This is a genomic window from Actinomyces sp. HMSC075C01 (assembly GCF_001812965.1).
In the GTDB taxonomy this organism is placed as follows: Bacteria; Actinomycetota; Actinomycetes; order Actinomycetales; family Actinomycetaceae; genus Actinomyces; species Actinomyces acetigenes.
On sequence record NZ_KV810984.1, the window covers coordinates 73,685 to 94,164 of the forward strand.

Below are 20,480 nucleotides of genomic sequence, written 5' to 3' on the forward strand. Positions count from 1 at the left end.
ATGGGAACTTCTCCCCACTCCGTCTCCAGGAGGAGGCCCCGGGCGGCCCGGCCGCATAAGGTTCACGTCGTGACTACTGCGACCTCTTCTCGGCCTCGTATCAAGCCTCTGCTCGTGGCGCTCGCTGCGCTTCTGGCATGCGGGGGCCTGACCGCCTGCCAGGACGACACCGACATCAAGGCCTCGCCGGCAACGGCGTCGGCCACGGCAACGATTCCGGCCGGGCTGGAGAGCTTCTACAACCAGAAAGTCTCCTGGTACGCCTGTGACAAGAAGGGGATGGGTGAGGCGAAGTCGGGCAAGGACACCGGCTTCACCTGCGCCAAGGTCAAGGTGCCGCTGGACTACGACAACCCCGGCGGCGAGACGATCGAGATCGCGGTGAAGAAGCGGGCCGCCGGCGGGGAATCGGTCGGCTCACTGTTCATCAACCCGGGTGGGCCGGGAGGGTCGGGCATCGAGCTGGTCGAGAGCGCCGGTTCCTACTTCTCCAAGAACCTCACCAGCTCCTACGACGTCGTCGGCTTCGACCCGCGCGGCGTGGGCGCCTCCACGGCGGTCGACTGCCTGACCGACGCCGAGCTCGACGCCGAACGAGCCGGGGCGAACGACCCGGAGACCCCCTCGGCCACGGCCACCCAGGAGCGGGCTCAGAAGATGGGGGAGGCCTGCGCGTCGAAGACCAGCCCCGCGGGGCTCCTGGACCACATCGACACCATCAGTGCCGCCAAGGACCTCGACATCCTGCGGGCGGTTGACGGCCAGCAGACGCTGACCTACCTGGGCTTCTCCTACGGCACCTACCTGGGGGCCACCTACGCCGAGCTGTTCCCGGCCAACACTGGTCGTATGGTTCTCGACGGCGCCGTCGACCCCTCCCTGAGCGCCGAGGAACTGGCCCTGGGGCAGGCCAAGGGCTTCGAGGCCTCGCTGCGGGCCTACGTGCAGAACTGCCAGAGCTCCAAGCTGGGCTGCCCCCTGAGCGGAGACGTCGACTCCGGCGTCTCCCAGGTCCGCGAGTTCCTCGAGTCCACGAAGACGGCGCCGCTGCCGACCTCCGACAGCAAACGGCCACTGACCTACGACCTGGCCGTCTACGGGGTGCTGGGATCGATGTACCAGACCCAGCTGTGGCCCTCCCTTACCCTGGCGCTGTCCCAGGCGATGGGCAAGGTGGGCAAGCCGGACGGAAGCGCGCTGCTGGCCATCGCCGACGCCGTTTCCTCCCGCCAGAGCGACGGTACCTACTCCAATAACGGCGCCGAGGCCCTCATGGCGGTCAACTGCCTGGACTACCCGGTCCAGGGGGACAACGCCTCCTGGGAGGAGAACGCCAAGGCCGTCAACGAGGCCTCACCCACCTTCGGCTCCCAGCTGCTCTACCCCGACGCCTACTGCCAGGGCTGGGGCCACACATCGAGCCGCAAGCGCGAGAAGATCACGGCCTCCGGTGCCGCACCGATCCTCGTGGTGGGCACCACCGGGGACCCGGCCACCCCCTACGCCTGGTCCCAGGCGCTGGCCGATCAGCTCGAGTCCGGCCAGCTCCTGACCTGGAAGGGCAACGGGCACACCGCCTACGGACGTTCCAACGACTGCGTCAAGAAGGCCGTGGACACCTACCTGCTCAACGGGACGATGCCGGACAAGGGACTCACCTGCTGACCATCGCCAGGCAGGCCGGCCCGACCGGTTCCCGCAGGCCATGAGACCGGCCCCGGACGACATTCACGTCGTCCGGGGCCGATTCCTCAGCCGAGCCGTACCGGCGCTGCGGGGCTCCGGAGCGCCCGACTCACTGGCTCAGTTCACTGGCTCAGCTCACCGGCGATGGAGCGTCCCATCCAGCCGGCCAGGTCGTCTCCCGCCAGTCCCTGCGAGAGCAGGAACTGGACCTTGGCGTAGGCGGCCTCCAGGGTCATGTCGCGGCTGCCGACGGCGCCACTGCGGGCCAGTGCGTCCCCGGCCTCGTAGTGCCCCAGGAGGACCTCGGACTCGTGGCACTGGGAGGTGACGATGACGGCCGTCCCGGCGGCGATCACCCGTTCGACGACGTCGGTCAGCCCCGGCTCCTGGGACGGCACGTTGCCGACTCCGAAGGCCCGCAGGATCACGGCCTCGGGCTGCGGCGTCAGCAGCGCCTCCAGGCGGGCCGCGGTGATGCCCGGGACCAGGTCGATCACGACGACGTCGTGGCGGGCGTAGGGGGCGGCGTCCTTCCAGCCGATACCTGACGACACGCTCTGCGCCCACTGCCACGGGGCGCCAGTGGTGGCCAGAGGGGCCGCGTTGGGGGACTCGAAACCGGTGAAGGCCCACGAGGAGGACTTCGTCACCCGGTTCCCGGCCAGGAGTCGATGACCGAAGAACAGCGCCACCCCGTCGAGGCGCCCGGAGGTGGCGGCCTTGAGCGCCCCGGTGACGTTCGCCGCGGCGTCGCTCCCCAGCTCTCCGAGCGGGAGCTGGGAACCGGTGACGACGACCGGAACGCTCAGATCCGTCAGCGCATAGGACAGGGCGGCGCTGGTGTAGGCCATCGTGTCGGTCCCGTGCAGGATGACGAAGGCGGTCTGCGGGTCGGCCGCAGCGTGGGCGCGCAGGTCGTCCACGATCGCCTGCCAGGACAGCGGGGTGGCGTTCGAGGAGTCGATGAGCGGGGCCAGTGAGGTCACCGTCACCGAGCGCGCCAGGGGTGTGCCCGCCAGCAGTGAGTCGAGCCACCCCTCCAGATCCGCGCCGGGCACGAGGCCGTGAGGGGAGTTCACCATCCCGATGGTGCCCCCGGTGTAGGTGATGTGAACGTGCATGTGCTCAGCCTCCTACCGGTCAGGCCTCGTACGACGGGGCGGATGCGGCTTCGTCCACCTCGTCGGCAAGGACCTCGTCGAGCAGGTCGCCCCGAATACGTCCCCGTACCGCGTACCAGCCCGCCACCATCATGACGGCGATGATGGCGAACAGGCCCAGGGTCCAGCGTCCAGCCGGGTCGGCCACGTTCGAAAGGACGACGATGGTGAAGAAGGCCAACGCCGCGTAGTTGGACCATGGGGCCAGGGGCATCCGGTAGGCCGGGCGCACCTCCGTGCCCTCGTGCACCCGACGCAGGAAGGCGAGGTGGGTGACGAGGACGGCTCCCCAGGTCCCGGCGATGCCGATGCCGGCCAGGTTCATGACGATGTCGAAGGCGTCACCGGGCAGGTAGGCGTTGAGGACGACGCCGAGCAGCCCCAGGGCGGAGGTGATGATGATGCCCCCGGCAGGAACCTGGTGCTTGTTGAGCCCGGCCGCCACCCGAGGGGCCTCACCGGCCACGGCCATGGAGCGCAGGGTGCGTCCGGTGGCGTACAGGCCGGCGTTGAGGGAGGACAGGGCGGCGGTGAGGACCACGACCTGGATGATGTCGCCGGCGTAGGGCACACCGATTCCGGAGAAGAAGGTGACGAAGGGCGACTCGGTCTTGGAGTAGGACGTGTAGGGCAGGACCAGAGCCAGCAGCATGACCGAGCCGACGTAGAAGACGAAGATGCGCAGAATCATCGAGTTGATCGCCTTGGGCAGGATTTTCTCCGCGTCCTTCGCCTCTCCGGCGGCCACGCCCACCATCTCCGTGCCACCGAAGGCGAAGACGACGCCGAGGGTCAGGGCGAAGACGATCGGGAATCCCTCGGGGAAGAAGCCACCGTTTCCGAGGATGTTGTGGGCCCCTGCGGTGATCTCCCCTCCGTGGGGGTCCGTTCCGGTGTGAAGCCCGAGCGCTATAGCGACGATGGCCACCACCATGAAGGACACGATGGCGGCGACCTTGATGAGCGCGAACCAGAACTCCGCCTCACCGAACATCTTGACATTGAGCATGTTGAGGATGAAGACCAGGACGAGCGCGACGAGCGCGAAGACCCACTGCGGGACAACCTTCAGAGCCGTCCAGTAGTGGAGGTAGAGGGCCACGGCCGTGATGTCGGCCATCACAGTGACTGACCAGTCCAGGAAGAAGAACCAGCCGGTGATGTAGGCGCCCTTCTCACCGAGGAACTCACGGGCGTAGGAGACGAATGCGCCGGAGGAGGGGCGGCGGATGGCGAGCTCGCCCAGAGCACGCACCATGAGGAAGGCGAAGATTCCACAGACGGCATAGGCGAACATCAGTCCCGCCCCGCCGTCCTTGAGTCGGCCGCCGGCACCCATGAAAAGGCCCGTGCCGATGGAGCCGCCAATGGCGATCATCTGCAGGTGGCGGTTCTTCAACGACTTGTTGTACCCGGCGTCGCCGCGGTCCCGGATCTGGTCGGGCTGGGAAGTGCGTGAGGATGACGACGAAGCACCCGAGTGCGGTGATGGAGAGGTGGGGGAGTGGCTGGATGGAGACTCGCTCATAGAGATCCTTACGGATAGGGCGACCTGTTGAATGACGTGCGGAGAATACCGGGCCCGATTGGTTCAGGTGACGCGGGGCGGCTGCTGCGCTCAGTCGCACGCCTGTCCCGGATGTGCCCTCCTGCCATCGCGATCCCGTGCCTGAGTCGGGGAAACCAGGGGGTTCTGGGGCCTGAGAGGGGCCTCCGTCTTCAGCTTCAGCGGTGGTTGTGATGTGGTGAGGAGGGCGGTTGACTGTGTCGAGGAACACGGTTCTCCTTGCGGTGCTGGATTGCGGTGGTGGCCGCAGGGCCGGTATGTTCGGCTCTGCTGCTTGTGCCAGCGCCGCCTTAGCTCAGTCGGCAGAGCGATTCACTCGTAATGAATAGGTCGTGGGTTCGATTCCCACAGGCGGCTCGATCAGCCCCGGGAGGTAATGCCTTCCGGGGCTTTCGGGTACCAGGCGCCTCACCCGCGGCCCGTCGATGTGTCCTCCGGCACATCCGGTGACTACAGCGGTTGTGGGTTTTCTGGGATGACCGTGTGGCCGAAATCCTTCGTCGTCCAGTGGCCGGTCGGGTCATGGCCCAACGGGGCGGATTCGTCCGGCTTGACGTGATGTGACCTCAGGGTGGGAGCCGTGGTGACGCAGGCATTCTCTTCCGGCTGAGAGAATCCCCCACCGCTATCTGGGAGTCATCTGGGAGATTGGCTGTCTCGGATTGACTGATCGTTGGATACCTCTATGCGGCCGGAGGCGAGGGGGTGTCGTGCCTGGATTGTTCCGCCAGGTCTCGTGGGGATCTCCAAAGGGGACCTCAGTGCTTTCACAGTTTCCGCCTCAGTCGTCAAGGTGTTCAGGGTGGTATGGCAGCGCGCATCGCTGTGTGATTGGGGGCGGGGTGGCTGGTAATGAGGGCGGCGAAAAGCCGTGTTGCATTGAGGGCAACTATTGTTTAATCTAACGTTGTCCGCAGCGGGATACATCCTTCAGGCCCGCTCCCTCCACGCAGAATGAGGAATCATGGCACAGAAGACTCAGGTCATCCTCGTCGACGATGTCGACGGGTCCGAGGCCAATCAGACCGTCACCTTCGCCCTTGACGGTGTCACCTACGAGATCGACCTGAACGACGAGCACGCAGCTGCTCTTCGTGAGTCCCTTGAGGAATGGGTCGGAAAGGCTCGTCGCACCGGCGGCCGTCGCAGCTCCGGTCGTCGTCGTTCCAGCGGTCCTTCTGACACTCAGAAGATTCGCGAGTGGGCTCGCGAGCAGGGCCTTGAGGTTTCTGACCGCGGTCGCGTCTCCGCTGAGGTGCGCAAGGCCTACTACGAGGTCAACCCCGGCAACTGAGGGAACATGGGGTACCCGGCTCACATGAGGCCGGCACCCCGCAGCGAGTCATTCTCGAGCTGATTGCCACCTCGCATCACGGCTCTGGTTGTGCGCTCAGGCGCATCACCAGAGCCGTTGTGTTTTCAATACGTGAATTCGCTCCGTGAACGGGCGTTATCGCTGCGAGCGGTGCCTTCGGGTCGATGTGCTCGCGCCCTCGCCCGCTGAGATCGCCCTTCTTAGGCCTCGCGCCATGCCCGCGATCCTGGCAGGATAGGGCCATGGCTTACACCCTCGTACTGCTCCGCCACGGCGAGAGCGAATGGAACGCGAAGAACCTCTTCACCGGCTGGGTCGATGTCCCGCTGTCAGACAAGGGCCGCGCCGAGGCCGTCCACGGTGGTGAGCTCCTCAAGGAGGCAGGTGTCCTCCCCGAGAAGCTCTTCACTTCGATGCTGCGTCGCGCCATCATGACCGCCAACCTGTCCCTGGACGCTGCGGACCGCCACTGGATCCCGGTGGAGCGCAGCTGGCGCCTCAACGAGCGCCACTACGGCGCCCTGCAGGGCAAGAACAAGAAGGAGATCCGTGACGAGTACGGAGAGGAGCAGTTCATGCAGTGGCGCCGCTCCTACGACGTGCCGCCGCCGCCCATCGAGGCCGGCTCGGAGTTCTCCCAGGATGCCGACCCCCGCTACGCCGGTGAGCCCATCCCCGCCACCGAGTGCCTCAAGGACGTTCTCGAGCGCCTCCTGCCCTACTGGGAGGGCACCGTCGTCCCCGAGATCAAGACCGGCAAGACCGTCATGATCGCCGCCCACGGCAACTCGCTGCGCGCCATCGTCAAGCACCTCGACGACATCTCCGACGACGACATCGCCGGCGTCAACATCCCCACCGGGATCCCGCTGGTCTACGAGCTCGACGAGGAGACCCTCAAGCCGCTCAAGAAGGGCGGCCGCTACCTCGACCCCGAGGCCGAGGCCAAGATCGCAGCAGTGGCCAACCAGGGCAAGTGAGCCCCGGCAACCTGCCGCACCCTCAATGACGCGGGCGGCGTCGGACCCCAAGGAAGGTCCGGCGCCGCCCGTCTCGTCGGCTCCAAGCGCTCAGTGGAGCGCGTCGGCGTCCTCGGCGTCATGCGTCTCGGGCATGGAGGCTCCCGAGACGAGGTAGGCCACGCGGCTGGCCACAGAGGTGGAGTGGTCGCCGAAGCGCTCCAGGAAACGGCCCATGAGGACGGCGTCGATGACCTGCTGGCGGCTCAGGTCGTGAGCCGGGTCCAGGATCATCTGGAAGGAACGACGGTGCAGGGCGTCGAGCTCGGCGTCGTTGGTCTGAATGACGGAGGCCAGCTCCAGGTCCCGCGTCGAGATGAGGCGGGCGACGTCCTTGCCGGCGCGCACCGCCAGGTCCGCCATCTCCAGGATGAGCCCCAGGACCGGCTCGGGCAGCGGCGGCTCGGGGTAGCGGCCGCGGGCGATGGCCGCCACGTGGCGAGCCAGGTCGCCCTGGCGCTCCAGGGTCTGGGCCATGCGCAGCGCGGACAGGACGTTGCGCAGGTCCCCGGCCACCGGCTGCTGACGGGCCAGCAGCATGACGCACAGGTCGTCGATGTCGCGCTGGAGGTCGTTGATGCGCTCGTCGGCGTCGATCACCTGCTCGGCGATGACGATGTCCCCCTGGCGCAGGGACTCCGCGGCCCGCTCGATCGCGGTGGCGACCTGGTTGGCCATGGACTCGAGGTCGGAGCCCAGCTGCTTGAGCTCCTGGTTGAAGATGGCGCGCATGAGGCTGCTCCTGTTCCGGGCGAGGACCGATGGTTCGGGCCGGTCGGTGAGGTGGCGGGGCGGCGCTGCTCGACGATCCGGTCGAGGCCGCCGCCAAGGATGTTGTCCCTAAGCACAGCAGTCCTGCGACGCCGCCGCAAGCGGCACGCCCACAGGCGGTGCCGGCCGGTGGGCGCCGTCGGGGCTCAACTACCCTAGAGGCGTGGGCCTGACCGTCATCGTTCTCCTCCTTGCCGCCGCCGGGCTCCTGTGCCTGGGGGTGGGGGTCGGTGTCGCGCTGTCCCGGCGCGAGCGCAGGGCGGCCACGAGCGCCGCTGACCTGGCAGGCCTGGCCGGGACCGACACGGCCGTCCCGGTGCTGGCGGCACTGCGCTCGACAGTCGTCGTCCTCGATGACGACGACGAGGTCCTGCGCGCCTCGGCGTCGGCCTACACCTTCAACATCGTGCGCGACGACGCCGTCATCGAGCCGACCGTGGCGGCGATGGTGGGGCGCGTGCGCGCCTCAGGCCAGGCGCAGGACGCGGCCGTCACCGTGGCCCGGGGGAGGGTGCCGGGCGCGGGCCAGTTCCACCTGCAGGTGCGCGCGGCCGGCATCGGCCAGGGGCGCGTCCTCATCCTCATCGAGGACCACACCGCCGCCCGCCGGGTGGAGGCCATGCGCCGCGACTTCGTCGCCAACGTCTCCCACGAGCTCAAGACCCCGGTCGGCGCGATCCAGCTGCTCGCCGAGACCGTCGAGGCCGGCGCCGACGACCCCGACTTCGTGCGCGACTACTCCGGGCGCATGCGCAAGGAGGCCCGCCGCCTGGGCGTCCTGGTCCAGGAGATCATCGAGCTCACCCGCCTCCAGGAGGGTGACGCCCTGGCCGAGCCCGAGGTCGTCGACATCGACGACGTCGTCGCCGAGGCCGTGGACCGGGTGCGCGTCGAGGCCGACGGCCGCCAGATCGCCCTCGTGGCCGGCGGAACCAAGGGACTGCGGGTGCGCGGCGACGCCGCCCTCATCACCACCGCCGTGCGCAACCTGCTGGACAACGCCATCCGCTACTCCGAGCCGCGCACCCGGGTCTCGGTGGGCGTCTCGCTGGACGCGGAGGACCCCGACATCGTGCGCATCGCCGTGGTCGACCAGGGCATCGGCATCCCTAAGGAGGAGCAGGAGCGCGTCTTCGAGCGCTTCTACCGCGTGGACAAGGCCCGCTCGCGCGCCACCGGGGGCACCGGCCTGGGCCTGAGTATCGTCAAGCACGTGGCCGCCGACCACGGCGGCACCGTCGAGCTGTGGTCCGCCCCGGGACGCGGCTCCACCTTCACCCTCGTGCTGCCGCGCCTGGGCGAGGGCGAACCGGTGAAGGGCGAGTCGGTCGGGACTGGATCAGCCCAGAATGAGCCTGACGAAGCCGCCGCGGAGCACACCCCCGGGAGCGGGTCATGAGCCCGGCAGAGCGCTCCGCAGGGACGGGCGCAGAGGCTGGTGCGGTGCCGGGCGCGGGGGCGCCCACCCCCTCCGGTGCACCGGCCGCGTCGTCAATGACGCCGGTGAGCGGCCCAATGCGGATCCTCCTGGTCGAGGACGAGGAGAACTTCCGCGACCCGCTCGCCTTCGGTCTGCGGCGCGACGGCTTCGAGGTGGTTGAGGCCGAGGACGGCCAGCGCGCCGTCGAGATCTTCGAGGCCTCCCGGCGCCCCGGCGGCGTCGGCCCCATCGATCTGGTCCTGCTGGACCTCATGCTGCCCCGCCTGGGCGGGATCGAGGTGTGCACCCGGATCCGGCGCTCCTCCTCCGTGCCGGTCATCATGCTCACCGCCAAGGACACCGAGCTGGACAAGATCGTCGGCCTGGAGATCGGGGCCGACGACTACGTCACCAAGCCCTACTCCTACCGGGAGCTCCTGGCGCGCCTCAAGGCGGTCCTGCGCCGTAGCCGTGCGGCCGCCCCGGAGCCCGAGCCGGTGCTGGTCGCCGGCGGGGTGCGGATGGACGTCGAGCGCCACGAGGTCAGGGTCAACGGCGAGGTGGTCGCCATGCCGTTGCGGGAGTTCGAGCTCCTGGAGCTGTTTCTGCGTCACCCCGGCCGCGTGCTCACCCGCAACCAGATCCTGGAGCGCCTGTGGGGACCCGATTACGAGGGCGACACGAAAACTCTGGACGTCCATGTCAAACGGCTTCGCGGCAGGATTGAGGCCGACGCCTCCAAACCGGTTCTCATCACCACGGTCAGGGGGCTCGGCTATCGCCTGGACGGGGATTCTGAGCACTGATTCTCCATTGCGGGTGGCACCGCAGTTCTCGCCGCCGGTCCCGGGCCGCGCCCGCCGTGACCTCTGTGAGATACGTCCCCGATCTTTGCGCGGAATGACCTGATAAACTAGAGACCCGCAAACCAGTCTGGAGAGTCATCCTTATGACCTATGAAGTCGGTGAGACTGTCGTCTACCCGCACCACGGGGCCGCCCGGATCATTGACATCCGGCAGCGCAAGGTACGCGGTGAGGAGAAGACGTATCTGCAGCTCGAGGTGGCCCAGGGTGACCTGACCATCTTGGTTCCCGCCGAAAGCGTTGAGCTCATCGGCGTCCGTGACGTGGTTGATGAGACCGGTTTGGAAAAGGTCTTCGAGGTGCTGCGGGCGCCGCTGACCGAGGAGCCCACGAACTGGTCTCGCCGTTTCAAGGCCAACCAGGAGAAGATCGCCTCCGGGGATGTCATCAAGGTTGCCGAGGTCGTGCGGGACCTCTCCCGTCGTGACACGGACCGCGGCCTGTCCGCCGGCGAGAAGCGCATGCTCGCCAAGGCCCGCCAGATTCTCGTCTCCGAGCTGGCCCTGGCCCAGAAGACTCCCGAGGAGGAGGCCGAGTCCCGCCTGGACGAGGTTCTCGCGTCCTAGTACCGCGCAGCGCTCGTGCTCAGGGCGTCGAGGACGCGGTAGCGTCCTGCCCGTGAGCACCAGCCCTTCATCCCAAGCATCCGCCCCGCCCGAGTCTGCTCCGGGTGGGGCGGTCGCCGTTCTCACTGCGGCGGGCTCCGGTTCCCGCCTGGGCGCCGGGGTTCCCAAGGCCCTCGTCCCGGTGGGCGGTGTCAGCCTCCTGCGGCGGGCGGCGGCCGGGCTCATCGCCTCGGGCGCCGTCAGCCACGTCGTCGTCACCGCCCCCGCTGAGGAGGTCGACCGGTTCCGCGCCGAGCTCGAGGGCCTGCTGGACGGAGCAGCCGGGGCTGGGGCGGGACGATGCGGTGGGATCGAGGTCGTTGCCGGCTCTCCCCGCTCCAGGCAGGCCTCCGTGGCCCTGGGGCTCGCAGCGGCCCTGGCCGCCGTGCCGCAGGCCGACGTCGTCATCGTCCACGACGCCGCGCGGGCGCTGACGCCCTCGGAGGTGACGCAGCGGGTGGTCGCCGCTGTGCGAGCCGGGCACGAGGCCGTGGTCCCGGCGCTGCCCGTGACCGACACCGTCAAGGAGGTCGAGGCCCGCCCGGCGGGGGAGCCTGAGCCCGTCGTCGGCACCCCCCGACGCGACCGGCTCCGGGCGGTCCAGACCCCCCAGGGATTCTCGACCCCCGTGCTCGTCGCCGCCCACCGGGCCGGGGCCGGGCGGGCCGCAGACGAGGCGCTCGCCGCCTCCGACGACGCCGGCCTCGTTGAGGCCTGTGGCGGCAGCGTCGTCGTCGTCGCCGGTGACGAGCGCGCCATGAAGGTGACCACGCCGATGGATCTGGCCCTGGCCGAGATGCTCCTGGAGCGGCAGTCCGCTCAGGGGGAGCGCCCTGCGCAGGCCAGTGGGGAGAACTGACGATCAGGTCTGTTCCCCTTTCGGTACCGCCGCCGGCCCGGATGGTTCTATCGTCTCTCCTATGAGCACGACAGTGACTGCTCCGACGCAGGCCGGCTCCCGCACCCGGCTCCTGTCCTGGCCCGTCATCGCCTGGGGCCTGTGGGACTGGGGGTCGGCGGCCTTCAACGCAGTCATCACCACCTTCGTCTTCACCGTCTACCTGGTCAGCGGCTCCTTCGGGGCCAAGGCGGACAACGAGTCGGCGCTGTCCCTCGGGCTGGCCATCGCCGGGCTGTTCATCGCCCTGCTGGCACCGGTGACCGGGCAGCGCTCGGACCGGGGCGGGCGGACCGTCTTCTGGCTCGGGGGCTACACCGCGGTGGTGGTGGCGGTCTCGGCGGCCCTGTTCCTGGTACGACCTGAACCCGGCTACCTGTGGTTCGGCATCGTCCTGCTGGGGATCGGCAACATCTTCTTCGAGCTGGCCTCGGTCAACTACAACGCCATCCTCAACCACCTGGCCTCCAAGGACCGCATCGGTGCCGTCAGCGGCCTGGGGTGGGGGATGGGCTACCTCGGCGGCATCGTCCTGCTGCTCATCCTCTACGTCGCCCTCGTGGGGCCGAGCCCCCTGGTCTCCTTCTCGGCCGGAAGCGGGATGGGGGTGCGCGTCGCCATGCTCGTGTCAGCGGCCTGGTTCGGCCTGTCCGCACTTCCCGTCCTCATCAACCGCTCCCGCAGGCTCGGGCGCTCCCGCGCCGAGGACGTCGGGGAGGTCAGCGAGGGGATGACGACCGCTGAACCGGGACGGGACCGGGCCGCCATGGAGGCAGAACCGGTGGAGGCCGTCTCCCACCAGGGCAGGCGCAAGGAGTCGATCCTGACCTCCTACAAGCTGCTGTGGCGCACCCTGCTCCAGCTGCACAACTTCCAGCCGCGCCTGCTGTGGTTCCTGCTGGCCGCCGCCGTCTTCAGGGACGGGCTGGCCGGGGTCTTCACCTACGGCGGCATCATCGCCCAGAACACCTTCGGCTTCTCATCGGGCGACGTCATCATCTTCGCCATCGTGGCCAACATCGTGGCCGGCATCGCCACCATCTGGGCCGGGCGGCTCGATGACCGCTTCGGGCCACGCAACGTCATCATGGCCAGCCTCATCATCCTGGTGGTGGCCGGACTACTGGTGTTCTTCCTGCACACCGCCGGGGCCGTGGCCTTCTGGGTGCTGGGCCTGCTCCTGTCGGCCTGCGTGGGGCCGGCCCAGTCGGCCGCCCGTTCCTTCCTGGCCCGCCTCATCCCCGAGGGGCAGGAGGGAGAGATCTTCGGGCTCTACGCGACCACCGGGCGGGCGGTCTCCTTCATGGCGCCCGCGATGTACGGCATCTTCATCTACCTGGGGACGCGTCTGGTCGGGCAGGGCGCGAACTACTGGGGGATCCTCGGGATCGTCGCGGTGCTGGCGACCGGGCTGCTCCTCATGCTGCGCGTGGGCAACCCCGTCGCCGAGGAGGAGTCGGCCGCGTAGGCCACCGTCGCGTTCGTACCTTATGCCGCCCGTTCGGGGGTTCAGGGTACGAACTCGCGACCTACCCTACGAACTCGCGGACTAACCTACGAACGCGAGGCGCTTCATCACGGCGAGGCCTTCCTCGGCGCCGAAGCCGAGCGACCTTACCCCCGGCCCGTCTGTGCCTTGAACCGGCCTACTCCACGAGGGTGGGGATCTACTGGCCGCGGGTTGTGTGTACTGCACGAAGGCCCCACCTACCTGGAGTACTCCCGACCCTCCTCCAGTGGCACCCCACCCTCGTGGAGTGGGCATGGCCAGTAGCTCGGTGTCCATGACGCTGACATCAGCTCCGCACCGACGCGGCACGCCGAAGATCAACCGCGGAATTTCAACGATTCTTAAGGGGGTTTCAAGGGTGGGCTCGTTGATGTCAGCGCTGTGGACACTGGGCGGAGGACGGGATCGACTCCGTGGAGCCTTGGAAGCGAAGCCGGGCGCGAACTACTGGGGGATCCTCGGGATCGTCGCGGTGCTGGCGACCGGGCTGCTCCTCATGCTGCGCGTGGGCAACCCCGTCGCCGAGGAGGAGTCGGCCGCGTAGGCCACCGTCGCGTTCGTACCTTATGCCGCCCGTTCGGGGGTTCAGGGTACGAACTCGCGACCTACCCTACGAACGCGCGGTGTTTCGGGTTATCGGTGTGCAGACGGGCCGAGAAAGGACTCGGCCCGCGGTTCGGAAGTCCGAACCGCGGGCCCAAGCCTCGCGAGGTCCCACCTGCAACCCGGGGTCCCATGCACCCGAGGAGGCGGTTCCTCCTTCGCCGAAACGATGATGTCAGGCTCCCTATGACCCAACTTCATCTCAGGGGATCGATCTGTCACTGGGCTCCCCAACCCTCGAGACCGTCCCTGTCCGGCGGCAACTACTATGTAACGCCCTCACCCTGTGAGGACGAGGGGCAGATCCCTGGGAAAAATCTGGGAAATTCGCGGACGGGTTGGTTCGGTGACTCAAGTCGTCCCCTGAGAGGGATTGGGGCTCAGTTCCGCTCAGGAGACAGGGGAGAACCGCACCGCGGTGCCCGAGGCGGTCACCATGAGCATGCCGTTGTCCGTCCCCAGTGTCTCGTAGTCGATGTCGACGCCGACGACGCCTTCAGCGCCGAGCTCCTGGGCGCGTTGAACCATCTCCGCCAGGGCTGTCTCCCTGGCCTGGATCAGCTCTTCCTCGTAGGACTGGGAACGGCCTCCCACGAAGTTTCGGAACCCCGCGGCCATGTCCTTGAGGAAATTGACTCCTGCGACGGTCTCACCGCAGACGACACGCAGGTACTGGGTCACGGGGTAGCCCTCGACGGTGGGGGTGGTGGTCACGAGCATGACGACGATTCCGTTCTTGTGGGGTGGTGGTTGGTGCAAGCACCCTACACGAGGCCTTATGGTGCGGCCCGCTTCGCCAAGCGCAACAGGCGGCTGTAGCGCTCGCTGATCCGCTCATGGGGGACGGGCTCTCCGTCGAGGCTCCAAGCCAGGAGGTGCTCCAGGCTGAATCGAGGGGCGCAGCGTGAGCACGAGACGGGTGAGGCCGGACGGCGCATGCGGTCCACCTCGTGGCCCGCCGGGCACCTGCCCACCCAGCGTCCCCGTAGCCGGGGAGCCTGAGAGTCGATGAGCCGCCGGCCCGTCGCCCCCAACCGGTTCGCCTCGGCGGCCCAGACGGCGTCGTGCCCGTGGTGGGGGCCGACGCGGGCATGGGCGATCTCGTGCAGGATCGTCTCGCGGACCTGGGCCTCGTCGTACAGGCTCATGAGATGGCGGCTGAGCGTGAGCCGACGTCGTGCATGATCCGTCTGGCCGGCCCGCCGACGCGCCCGGTCGAAGGCCAGATCCCAGTCGCCGACGTCGGCCTCCTCCATGAGGGAGTGCGCCAGGCTCAGGACGTCGGGAAGATTCACGGCCCCACGGTATGCGACGGCGGACTCACCCGGCCGACGGCGGTGCTGTGGGACGCATCGCCTCCCGTCGAATCCCGGTCGGACAGTCGTCTTGGGAAGCCCGGGCTGCTTCGGGCCGTGCATCGGCCCGTGATGTGACACGATGGCGCCGATGTCCCACCATCCCTCCGGCCGACGCCCGCGGCCCCAACGAAGCACCGCAGGATCCGGCTCGCCTCAGCCCGCACGAGCGCCGCGCAGTGCCCGCCCAGCCGCGCAGCGCGGTACCGATCACGCCCGGCGGGAGGATGCGAGTCGCCGTTCCGGGCGGGCGAAGAGGAGCCGAGGAGGCCGTGGGCGCTTCGGGCTCCTGCGCGCCGGTGCCAGACGGAGGCGGGGGCGCAGGGGCGGTGCCCGTCATCCCTTCCTGAGAAGCCCGATCGGCGTCGCCCTGGTCGCCTTCCTGGTCACGCTCCTGGTGGGACTCATTGTGCTGCGTGCAACCAGTTCCTCACTGGGCGGCTTCGCTCTGGGGTGGGGGCGGGCCTCTGATACCGGAACAACTTCTGCGCCAGCACCCCTGGTGCCCGACGCCAGCGGCTTCAACGCCGCCCGCATCATTGATGATGAGGTCTTCTACGACTCCCAGGCCATGACGCGCGAGGAGATCGCCGCTTTCGTCACCAAGGTCAACGCCGGCTGCCAGCCGGGCAGTGACGGCACCGAGTGCCTGGCCACCGCCACCTTCTCCGTGCAGGCCCGCCCGGCCAGCACCTTCTGCCCCGGAGGCATTGAGGCCGCCTCCGGTGTCAGTGCGGCCGACGTCATCTGGGAGGTCTCCCAAGCCTGCGATATCAATCCCCAGGTGCTCCTCGTCCTCATTCACAAGGAGCAGGGGCTGCTCACCGCCTCCGGCGCGAACCTGAGCGCTCGCGACTATGAGGCCGCAGCCGGTTACGCCTGCCCCGACCACAGGACCTGCGACCCCCAGTGGGCCGGCTTCCCCTCCCAGCTCTACGGGGCGGCCTCCCAGTTCCATCGCTACCGTCTCAACCCGGGCAGCTACGACGTCGTGGCGCACCGGCCCAGACACATCGCCTACTCGCCCGATGTGCGGTGCGGCAGCGGTGAGGTGACGGTGGCCAACCAGGCGACTGCGGGCCTGTACAACTACACGCCCTACCAGCCCAATGAGGCCGCCGCACACGGTGGGGACCAGTGCACCTCGTGGGGCAACTGGAACTTCTACGGCTACTTCAAGACCCTCTTCGGCGCTCCGACGTCGGCCTGAGGGTGTCCAGTGCGGGGGGCGGATTCCGCAGTATTTCAAGGGGCTTGAGGGAGGGCGGCAGCCCGTTCGGAAGACCGTGACCGTATCGTCATCAAGCGTCACCATTTAGATGCGCGATTTCCAGTCTTCTCTCAGACAGCATCGGCAGAGTCGTAGTCACCGCTGAACGGTGGCGACCGTGAGGTACTGGGGAGTACCACTGACCGGCCATCACTGAGTCCGGGCCACAGCCAAGGGAATGTGCTCGGACGTTTCGGTGAAGGAGGACCCGCTGCCGAATGGGAACCGGTAAGCGACCTCGTTGCGAAGGGCCCGACCCGGTGGTTCAACCGGGGCGGGCCTTCGCAGTGCCTGGGCGCAGGACCATCCGGTCCGCGCCCAGGCATGTTTGCGGGGACCTGTCAGTGGGCATGACATGATGCGAGTATGACGCTGCCGCCGGTACTGGCGACCACCTGGGTCGTCATCGAGTACCTCATCAAGATCGTCGCACTGGGCACGGTTCCGGAGAACCGCCGCCCGTCGTCGTCGACCGCCTGGCTGCTGCTCATCTTCCTGCTGCCCGTCGTGGGGCTCCCGCTCTACCTGCTCATCGGCAGCCCGTGGGTGCACGGCACTCGGCGCCGCCAGCAGCACACCGTCAACGAGATCACCCTCGACTACACCCGCTCCATGCCGGACCTGCCCAAGGGCGCCCGGCCCTCGACCTACCTGGCCGGGGCGGTGCGTATGAACCGCCGGTTGACCGGCCTGCCCTGCGTCAGTGGTGAGGTGGTGGCCGTCCACGCCGACCCCCGCAGCACCTATGAGGCCATGGCCCGAGCCGTCGACGCCGCCACCGACCACGTGCACGTCGAGTTCTACATCATGAGCTGGGACGAGGTCACCGACGTCTTCTTCAGCTCCCTGGAGCGCGCCGTGGCCCGCGGGGTCACGGTGCGACTCCTCCTGGACCACCTCGGCAGCCGCAAGTACCCCGGCTGGAAACAGTTCTGCCAGCGCATGACCGACGCCGGCATCCGCTGGCGCCTCATGATGCCGCTGCTGCCGCTCAAGCGCCGCTGGCGCCGCCCGGACCTGCGCAACCACCGCAAGATCCTGGTCATCGACGGCGAGAAGGGCTTCATCGGGAGTCACAACGTCATCGACCCCTCCTACCGGACCCGGCGCAATGTGCGGGCCGGGCGCCGCTGGGAGGACCTGTCGGTGGAGGTCACCGGTGAGATCGTCCTGGAGGCTCAGGCCGTCTTCGCCATGGACTGGTTCTTCGAGGCCGGTGAGCAGCTCGAGGCCTTCGACCTGGCGCTGGGGACGCCGGCCGAGACCCTGCCGGAGATGGCGGGACTGCCGGGTATTCCAGTGGGCACGCCGGCCCCCAGACCTGGGCGGCCGGGCGCCGTCGTCAACGCCATGCAGCTCGTTCCCTCCGGGCCGGGATACCCCACCGAGCCGAACCTGCGGATGTTCCTGGCCCTCATCCACGGGGCCAAGCGGCGCGTGTCCATCACCAGCCCCTACTTCATCCCCGACGAGGCGCTGCTGGCGGCGATGACGTCGGCCGCCTACCGGGGGGTGGAGGTCGAGCTGTTCGTGGGCAAGGAGTCTGACCAGTTCATCGTCAGCCACGCCCAGCGCTCCTACTACTCGGCGCTCCTGGCGGCGGGGGTGCGGATCTACCTCTACCCCTCGCCGACTGTCCTGCACTCGAAGTACATGACGGTCGACGACGAGGTCGGGGTCATCGGGTCCTCCAACATGGACTTCCGCTCCTTCGCCCTCAACTACGAGGTCATGCTGCTGGCCTTCGGCGGGGACCTCGACGACCTGCTGCGCATCAACGACGCCGCCTACCGGGCTACCTGCACCGAGCTGACTCCCGAGCTGTGGGCCACCGAGCCCTGGTACAACCGCTACGTGGACAACGTCTGCCGCCTCATGTCCGCCGTGCTGTGACGATGGCGGGGTGAGTGCTGCTCCCAGCCGCGTTTCAGATTTATAGAAAACATACAATGTGTGGCCGCTTGGGTCGTGTGTGCCATAAGGTCGGATTTGCTGGAAGGATCCGTGTGAAAACGACTGTCAGGAGGCGAGTGTAGGAATCGCCAATATTTGTCACATTATCTGATGTGGAGTGTTTGTGTGGAGGGGTATGATGGTAACACCATTTACCCAATCGGTATATTGTGGTGAATGGCGGGTGGGGTGTTTGCTATCCTGCCTGGATTCGATGACTTCGAAGGAGAGATCACGATGAGTGTGGGATGAGTGCTGGGGTGGATTGGTGCTCCGGTGATGGCTTTTGTTGTGGCGATCGGAATGTTCTTTGGTGCGGCGGGTCAGGCTGTGGCTGCACCTCATCCGGTTGCGCAAAGTTCTGAGCAGGCGAAGGTGGCGGAGCTTCAGGCCGAATATAAGGCGGAAGCTTCGGCTGAAGACTACCAGAAAGCCGTTCAGACCTATGATCGACTGGTCGCGGGAAGCCTGACCCTACCGAGGTGCTGGCCTCGACATGCGTCACCATCCCCAAGTGGGCTGTTGTTGCCTATGGCTGGTATCTGATGACTGCTGGTGCGGTAACGGGTGTCGCTGGAGGTGCTGCGGATGGGACGATCGTCGGTCTTCCTGTTGGTGTGGTGCTCAATGGTATTGGTGCTGCTGAAGGGCTTACTGGGGGTGCGCTCGTGTATTGGACCGATCACACCTCTTGGCCTAAGCGGATCTGCGTTTGATGTGGGTCTTTGATGCTGAGATCGCGGTGCAGGTTTGGTGCTAGTTGTGCGCAAGCCTGCACCGGGGCTCTCGCATCAAAGAATCTGAGTATCGCTCCGAGTTTGAGGGGTTGCTATGTTGTCATGGCTAATTGGGATGATTATTTTCTGGCTGTGCATGCTAACTGGGGGGTTGATTCGCTATTATCGCACTCGACAGAAAAGTGAGTATCGGCATCGAGGTGATGATGCGCAAGATTGAGATGTCAGCTGTTCCGTTCTGAATTAGATGAACCTGGCGGCGGGGTGAGGAGGTGTTGCCATGGATATCCCGCAGTGGGTGTGGGCGCTAGCAGTTGGTTGGAGTGGAGTTCTGGTCGGGACGGGAGTCCGTCTGTACCGGACCAGGCGCTCCTGGATGCGCAAGTACCGGGACGGGCAGCCCCAGCGCTGAATGATCCGGGCTGTCCGCATGGACGTCGTCGGTCCCCGCACCGCGATGGTGCGGGGACCGACTGTGTGGAACCGGAGAAAGGGTCTGATGGGACGCGTGAGCCGGTGGCTCAGGCGTCGCGGTGGGTGAAGACGACCGCGGCGATCGCCAGCGGGACGATGGCCCAGGCGGCGAAGACGGTGATGGCCTGCCAGTGCTGGAGGAAGACGGCGGTGCCGGCCTGTCCCCACTGGTGAGCCTGGCTGAAGGGGTCGGAGACGGCGGTGGACAGGGTGTCCGGCAGGAGTCCTAGGACCTTGTTCGCCCACTTCCAGTGGCCGGCTATGAGGTTGAAGGGAATCGGGACGACGAACAGCACCGACACCACCATGGTGATGGCCCCCGCCGTCGAGCGAGTGAGGTAGCCGACCCCCTGAGCCATGAGCGCGATGAACGCGAAGACCAGGCCGGTGCCCCAGAACAGCCCCAGGTAGTGGGCGTCGGTGAGAGAACCGGCGTGGCCCTTCATGAACGGGTAGGAGACGGCGTAGGACAGCGCCACGCAGAGAACCCCGAGAATGAAGGAGAAACCCGATACGACGAGCGCCTTCGCTGCGAAAAGACGTCCGCGGCGGGGAACGGCCATCAGTGAGGAGCGGATCTGCCCCGAGGCGTACTCGCCGGTGATCATCAGGGCCCCTAGGACGGAGACGACGACCATGCCCAGTACCGAGCCCATGGTGATCATGGTCTTGGCCTCGTCGACCCGACTGGGGGAGCCGGCATAGTTCACGGCCAGGCCCGCGCCGAACATGACCGTGATGACGATCGTGATGCCCGACGTGACCCAGGTGGAGGTCAGGGTACGCAGCTTGATCCACTCGGCGCGCACCGCGCCTACGAAGGACTGCCGACCATCCACGCGGGGCCGACTGGGCCAGATGGCGGCCTCCAGGACCCGCTCCCGTCTGGCGCGGGGTGTCCGAGAGACGGGAGCGGTTTTCTGAGGGGCCTCGAAACGGTTGACGCCCATGGCCGGGCCGGCTGCGGCGTCGATAGTGGTGGTCATAGTGCGTCAGTCCTCGGGATGCTCGTGGCCTTTGTTCTTCCTGAACGATTCCAGGTTAGGAGGGCTGGATCCCGGTGTGATCGTCCCGGTGGCTGAACGCGGTAGGGGCGGTCTCCTCCCCCTGACGGAGGAGGGGTCGTCTGCGGGGATGATGGGTCACTGATCGGCCCTTGGTACCCGGTGGCTGTAGGACGAGGGGGTGGGTGTCCGTTGACCGGGGAGCAGGGCAGGCGGGAGGCAAACTGTCTATGGAGGCTTATTCACAGGACTAGCCGGCGCCGACAT

The 20,480-nt window shown here is 67.4% G+C and carries 17 protein-coding genes and 1 tRNA gene; 12 read left to right on the forward strand and 6 right to left on the reverse strand.

What is annotated here, in order from left to right; genetic code table 11:
* The gene (locus tag HMPREF2883_RS05260) at positions 1-1,665 is read left to right on the forward strand and encodes an alpha/beta hydrolase (RefSeq protein ID WP_141759035.1); all 1,665 of its coding nucleotides are present in this window, start codon (positions 1-3) and stop codon (positions 1,663-1,665) included.
* Positions 1,666-1,808: 143 nt separating this feature from the next.
* On the opposite strand, the gene HMPREF2883_RS05265 is transcribed toward HMPREF2883_RS05260, so the two are convergent.
* Positions 1,809-2,807, reverse strand: coding sequence for an asparaginase (locus HMPREF2883_RS05265; RefSeq protein WP_070659411.1), 999 nt, complete (start codon positions 2,805-2,807; stop codon positions 1,809-1,811).
* A gap of 19 nt (positions 2,808-2,826) precedes the next feature.
* Positions 2,827-4,374 carry an amino acid permease gene (locus HMPREF2883_RS05270; RefSeq protein WP_070659413.1) on the reverse strand — a complete coding sequence of 516 codons (1,548 nt, stop codon included), beginning with the start codon at positions 4,372-4,374 and terminating at the stop codon, positions 2,827-2,829.
* A 323-nt stretch (positions 4,375-4,697) separates the two neighbouring features.
* On the opposite strand from HMPREF2883_RS05270, the gene HMPREF2883_RS05275 reads away from it, so the two are divergent.
* The 3 genes from HMPREF2883_RS05275 (at position 4,698) to HMPREF2883_RS05285 (ending at position 6,708) form a co-directional block, all read left to right on the forward strand.
* A tRNA-Thr gene (locus HMPREF2883_RS05275) sits at positions 4,698-4,770 on the forward strand.
* Positions 4,771-5,377: 607 nt separating this feature from the next.
* Entirely contained in the window at positions 5,378-5,707 is a 330-nt protein-coding gene (locus HMPREF2883_RS05280; RefSeq protein ID WP_070659414.1) for a histone-like nucleoid-structuring protein Lsr2, read from the forward strand.
* Positions 5,708-5,970: 263 nt separating this feature from the next.
* A complete protein-coding gene (locus HMPREF2883_RS05285) occupies positions 5,971-6,708 on the forward strand; it encodes a phosphoglyceromutase (protein WP_070659416.1) in 738 nt (245 codons plus the stop codon).
* 90 nt (positions 6,709-6,798) lie between these two features.
* On the opposite strand, the gene phoU is transcribed toward HMPREF2883_RS05285, so the two are convergent.
* The gene (gene phoU, locus HMPREF2883_RS05290; RefSeq protein WP_003787867.1) at positions 6,799-7,479 is read right to left on the reverse strand and encodes a phosphate signaling complex protein PhoU; all 681 of its coding nucleotides are present in this window, start codon (positions 7,477-7,479) and stop codon (positions 6,799-6,801) included.
* Between the two features lie 202 nt (positions 7,480-7,681).
* Here phoU and HMPREF2883_RS05295 point away from each other — a divergent pair, with 202 nt between their 5' ends.
* The 6 genes from HMPREF2883_RS05295 (at position 7,682) to HMPREF2883_RS15465 (ending at position 13,361) form a co-directional block, all read left to right on the forward strand.
* Positions 7,682-8,917: a sensor histidine kinase gene (locus HMPREF2883_RS05295; RefSeq protein ID WP_070659418.1), complete on the forward strand. Its 1,236-nt coding sequence runs from the start codon at positions 7,682-7,684 to the stop codon at positions 8,915-8,917.
* A 95-nt stretch (positions 8,918-9,012) separates the two neighbouring features.
* Complete coding sequence (locus HMPREF2883_RS05300) at positions 9,013-9,744, forward strand: response regulator transcription factor (protein ID WP_081381578.1); 732 nt, start codon at positions 9,013-9,015, stop codon at positions 9,742-9,744.
* A gap of 143 nt (positions 9,745-9,887) precedes the next feature.
* The gene (locus HMPREF2883_RS05305) at positions 9,888-10,370 is read left to right on the forward strand and encodes a CarD family transcriptional regulator (protein WP_003779424.1); all 483 of its coding nucleotides are present in this window, start codon (positions 9,888-9,890) and stop codon (positions 10,368-10,370) included.
* A gap of 52 nt (positions 10,371-10,422) precedes the next feature.
* Positions 10,423-11,268, forward strand: coding sequence for an IspD/TarI family cytidylyltransferase (locus HMPREF2883_RS05310; protein WP_070659422.1), 846 nt, complete (start codon positions 10,423-10,425; stop codon positions 11,266-11,268).
* Between the two features lie 61 nt (positions 11,269-11,329).
* On the forward strand, positions 11,330-12,775 hold the full coding sequence (locus HMPREF2883_RS05315; protein ID WP_070659424.1) for an MFS transporter: 1,446 nt from the start codon (positions 11,330-11,332) through the stop codon (positions 12,773-12,775).
* 463 nt (positions 12,776-13,238) lie between these two features.
* Complete coding sequence (locus HMPREF2883_RS15465) at positions 13,239-13,361, forward strand: hypothetical protein (RefSeq protein WP_256277344.1); 123 nt, start codon at positions 13,239-13,241, stop codon at positions 13,359-13,361.
* Between the two features lie 449 nt (positions 13,362-13,810).
* On the opposite strand, the gene HMPREF2883_RS05320 is transcribed toward HMPREF2883_RS15465, so the two are convergent.
* Both HMPREF2883_RS05320 and HMPREF2883_RS05325 read right to left on the reverse strand, forming a co-directional pair.
* Complete coding sequence (locus HMPREF2883_RS05320) at positions 13,811-14,140, reverse strand: putative heavy metal-binding protein (protein WP_070659427.1); 330 nt, start codon at positions 14,138-14,140, stop codon at positions 13,811-13,813.
* Between the two features lie 56 nt (positions 14,141-14,196).
* Positions 14,197-14,715, reverse strand: coding sequence for a SprT-like domain-containing protein (locus HMPREF2883_RS05325; protein WP_070659429.1), 519 nt, complete (start codon positions 14,713-14,715; stop codon positions 14,197-14,199).
* Positions 14,716-14,866: 151 nt separating this feature from the next.
* On the opposite strand from HMPREF2883_RS05325, the gene HMPREF2883_RS05330 reads away from it, so the two are divergent.
* Entirely contained in the window at positions 14,867-15,985 is a 1,119-nt protein-coding gene (locus tag HMPREF2883_RS05330) for a hemagglutinin (RefSeq protein ID WP_256277345.1), read from the forward strand.
* Between the two features lie 426 nt (positions 15,986-16,411).
* Entirely contained in the window at positions 16,412-17,938 is a 1,527-nt protein-coding gene (locus HMPREF2883_RS05335) for a phospholipase D-like domain-containing protein (RefSeq protein ID WP_070659431.1), read from the forward strand.
* A 1,318-nt stretch (positions 17,939-19,256) separates the two neighbouring features.
* Here HMPREF2883_RS05335 and HMPREF2883_RS05340 read toward each other — a convergent pair.
* On the reverse strand, positions 19,257-20,195 hold the full coding sequence (locus HMPREF2883_RS05340) for an ABC transporter permease (RefSeq protein WP_081381411.1): 939 nt from the start codon (positions 20,193-20,195) through the stop codon (positions 19,257-19,259).
* Positions 20,196-20,480 lie beyond the last annotated feature (285 nt).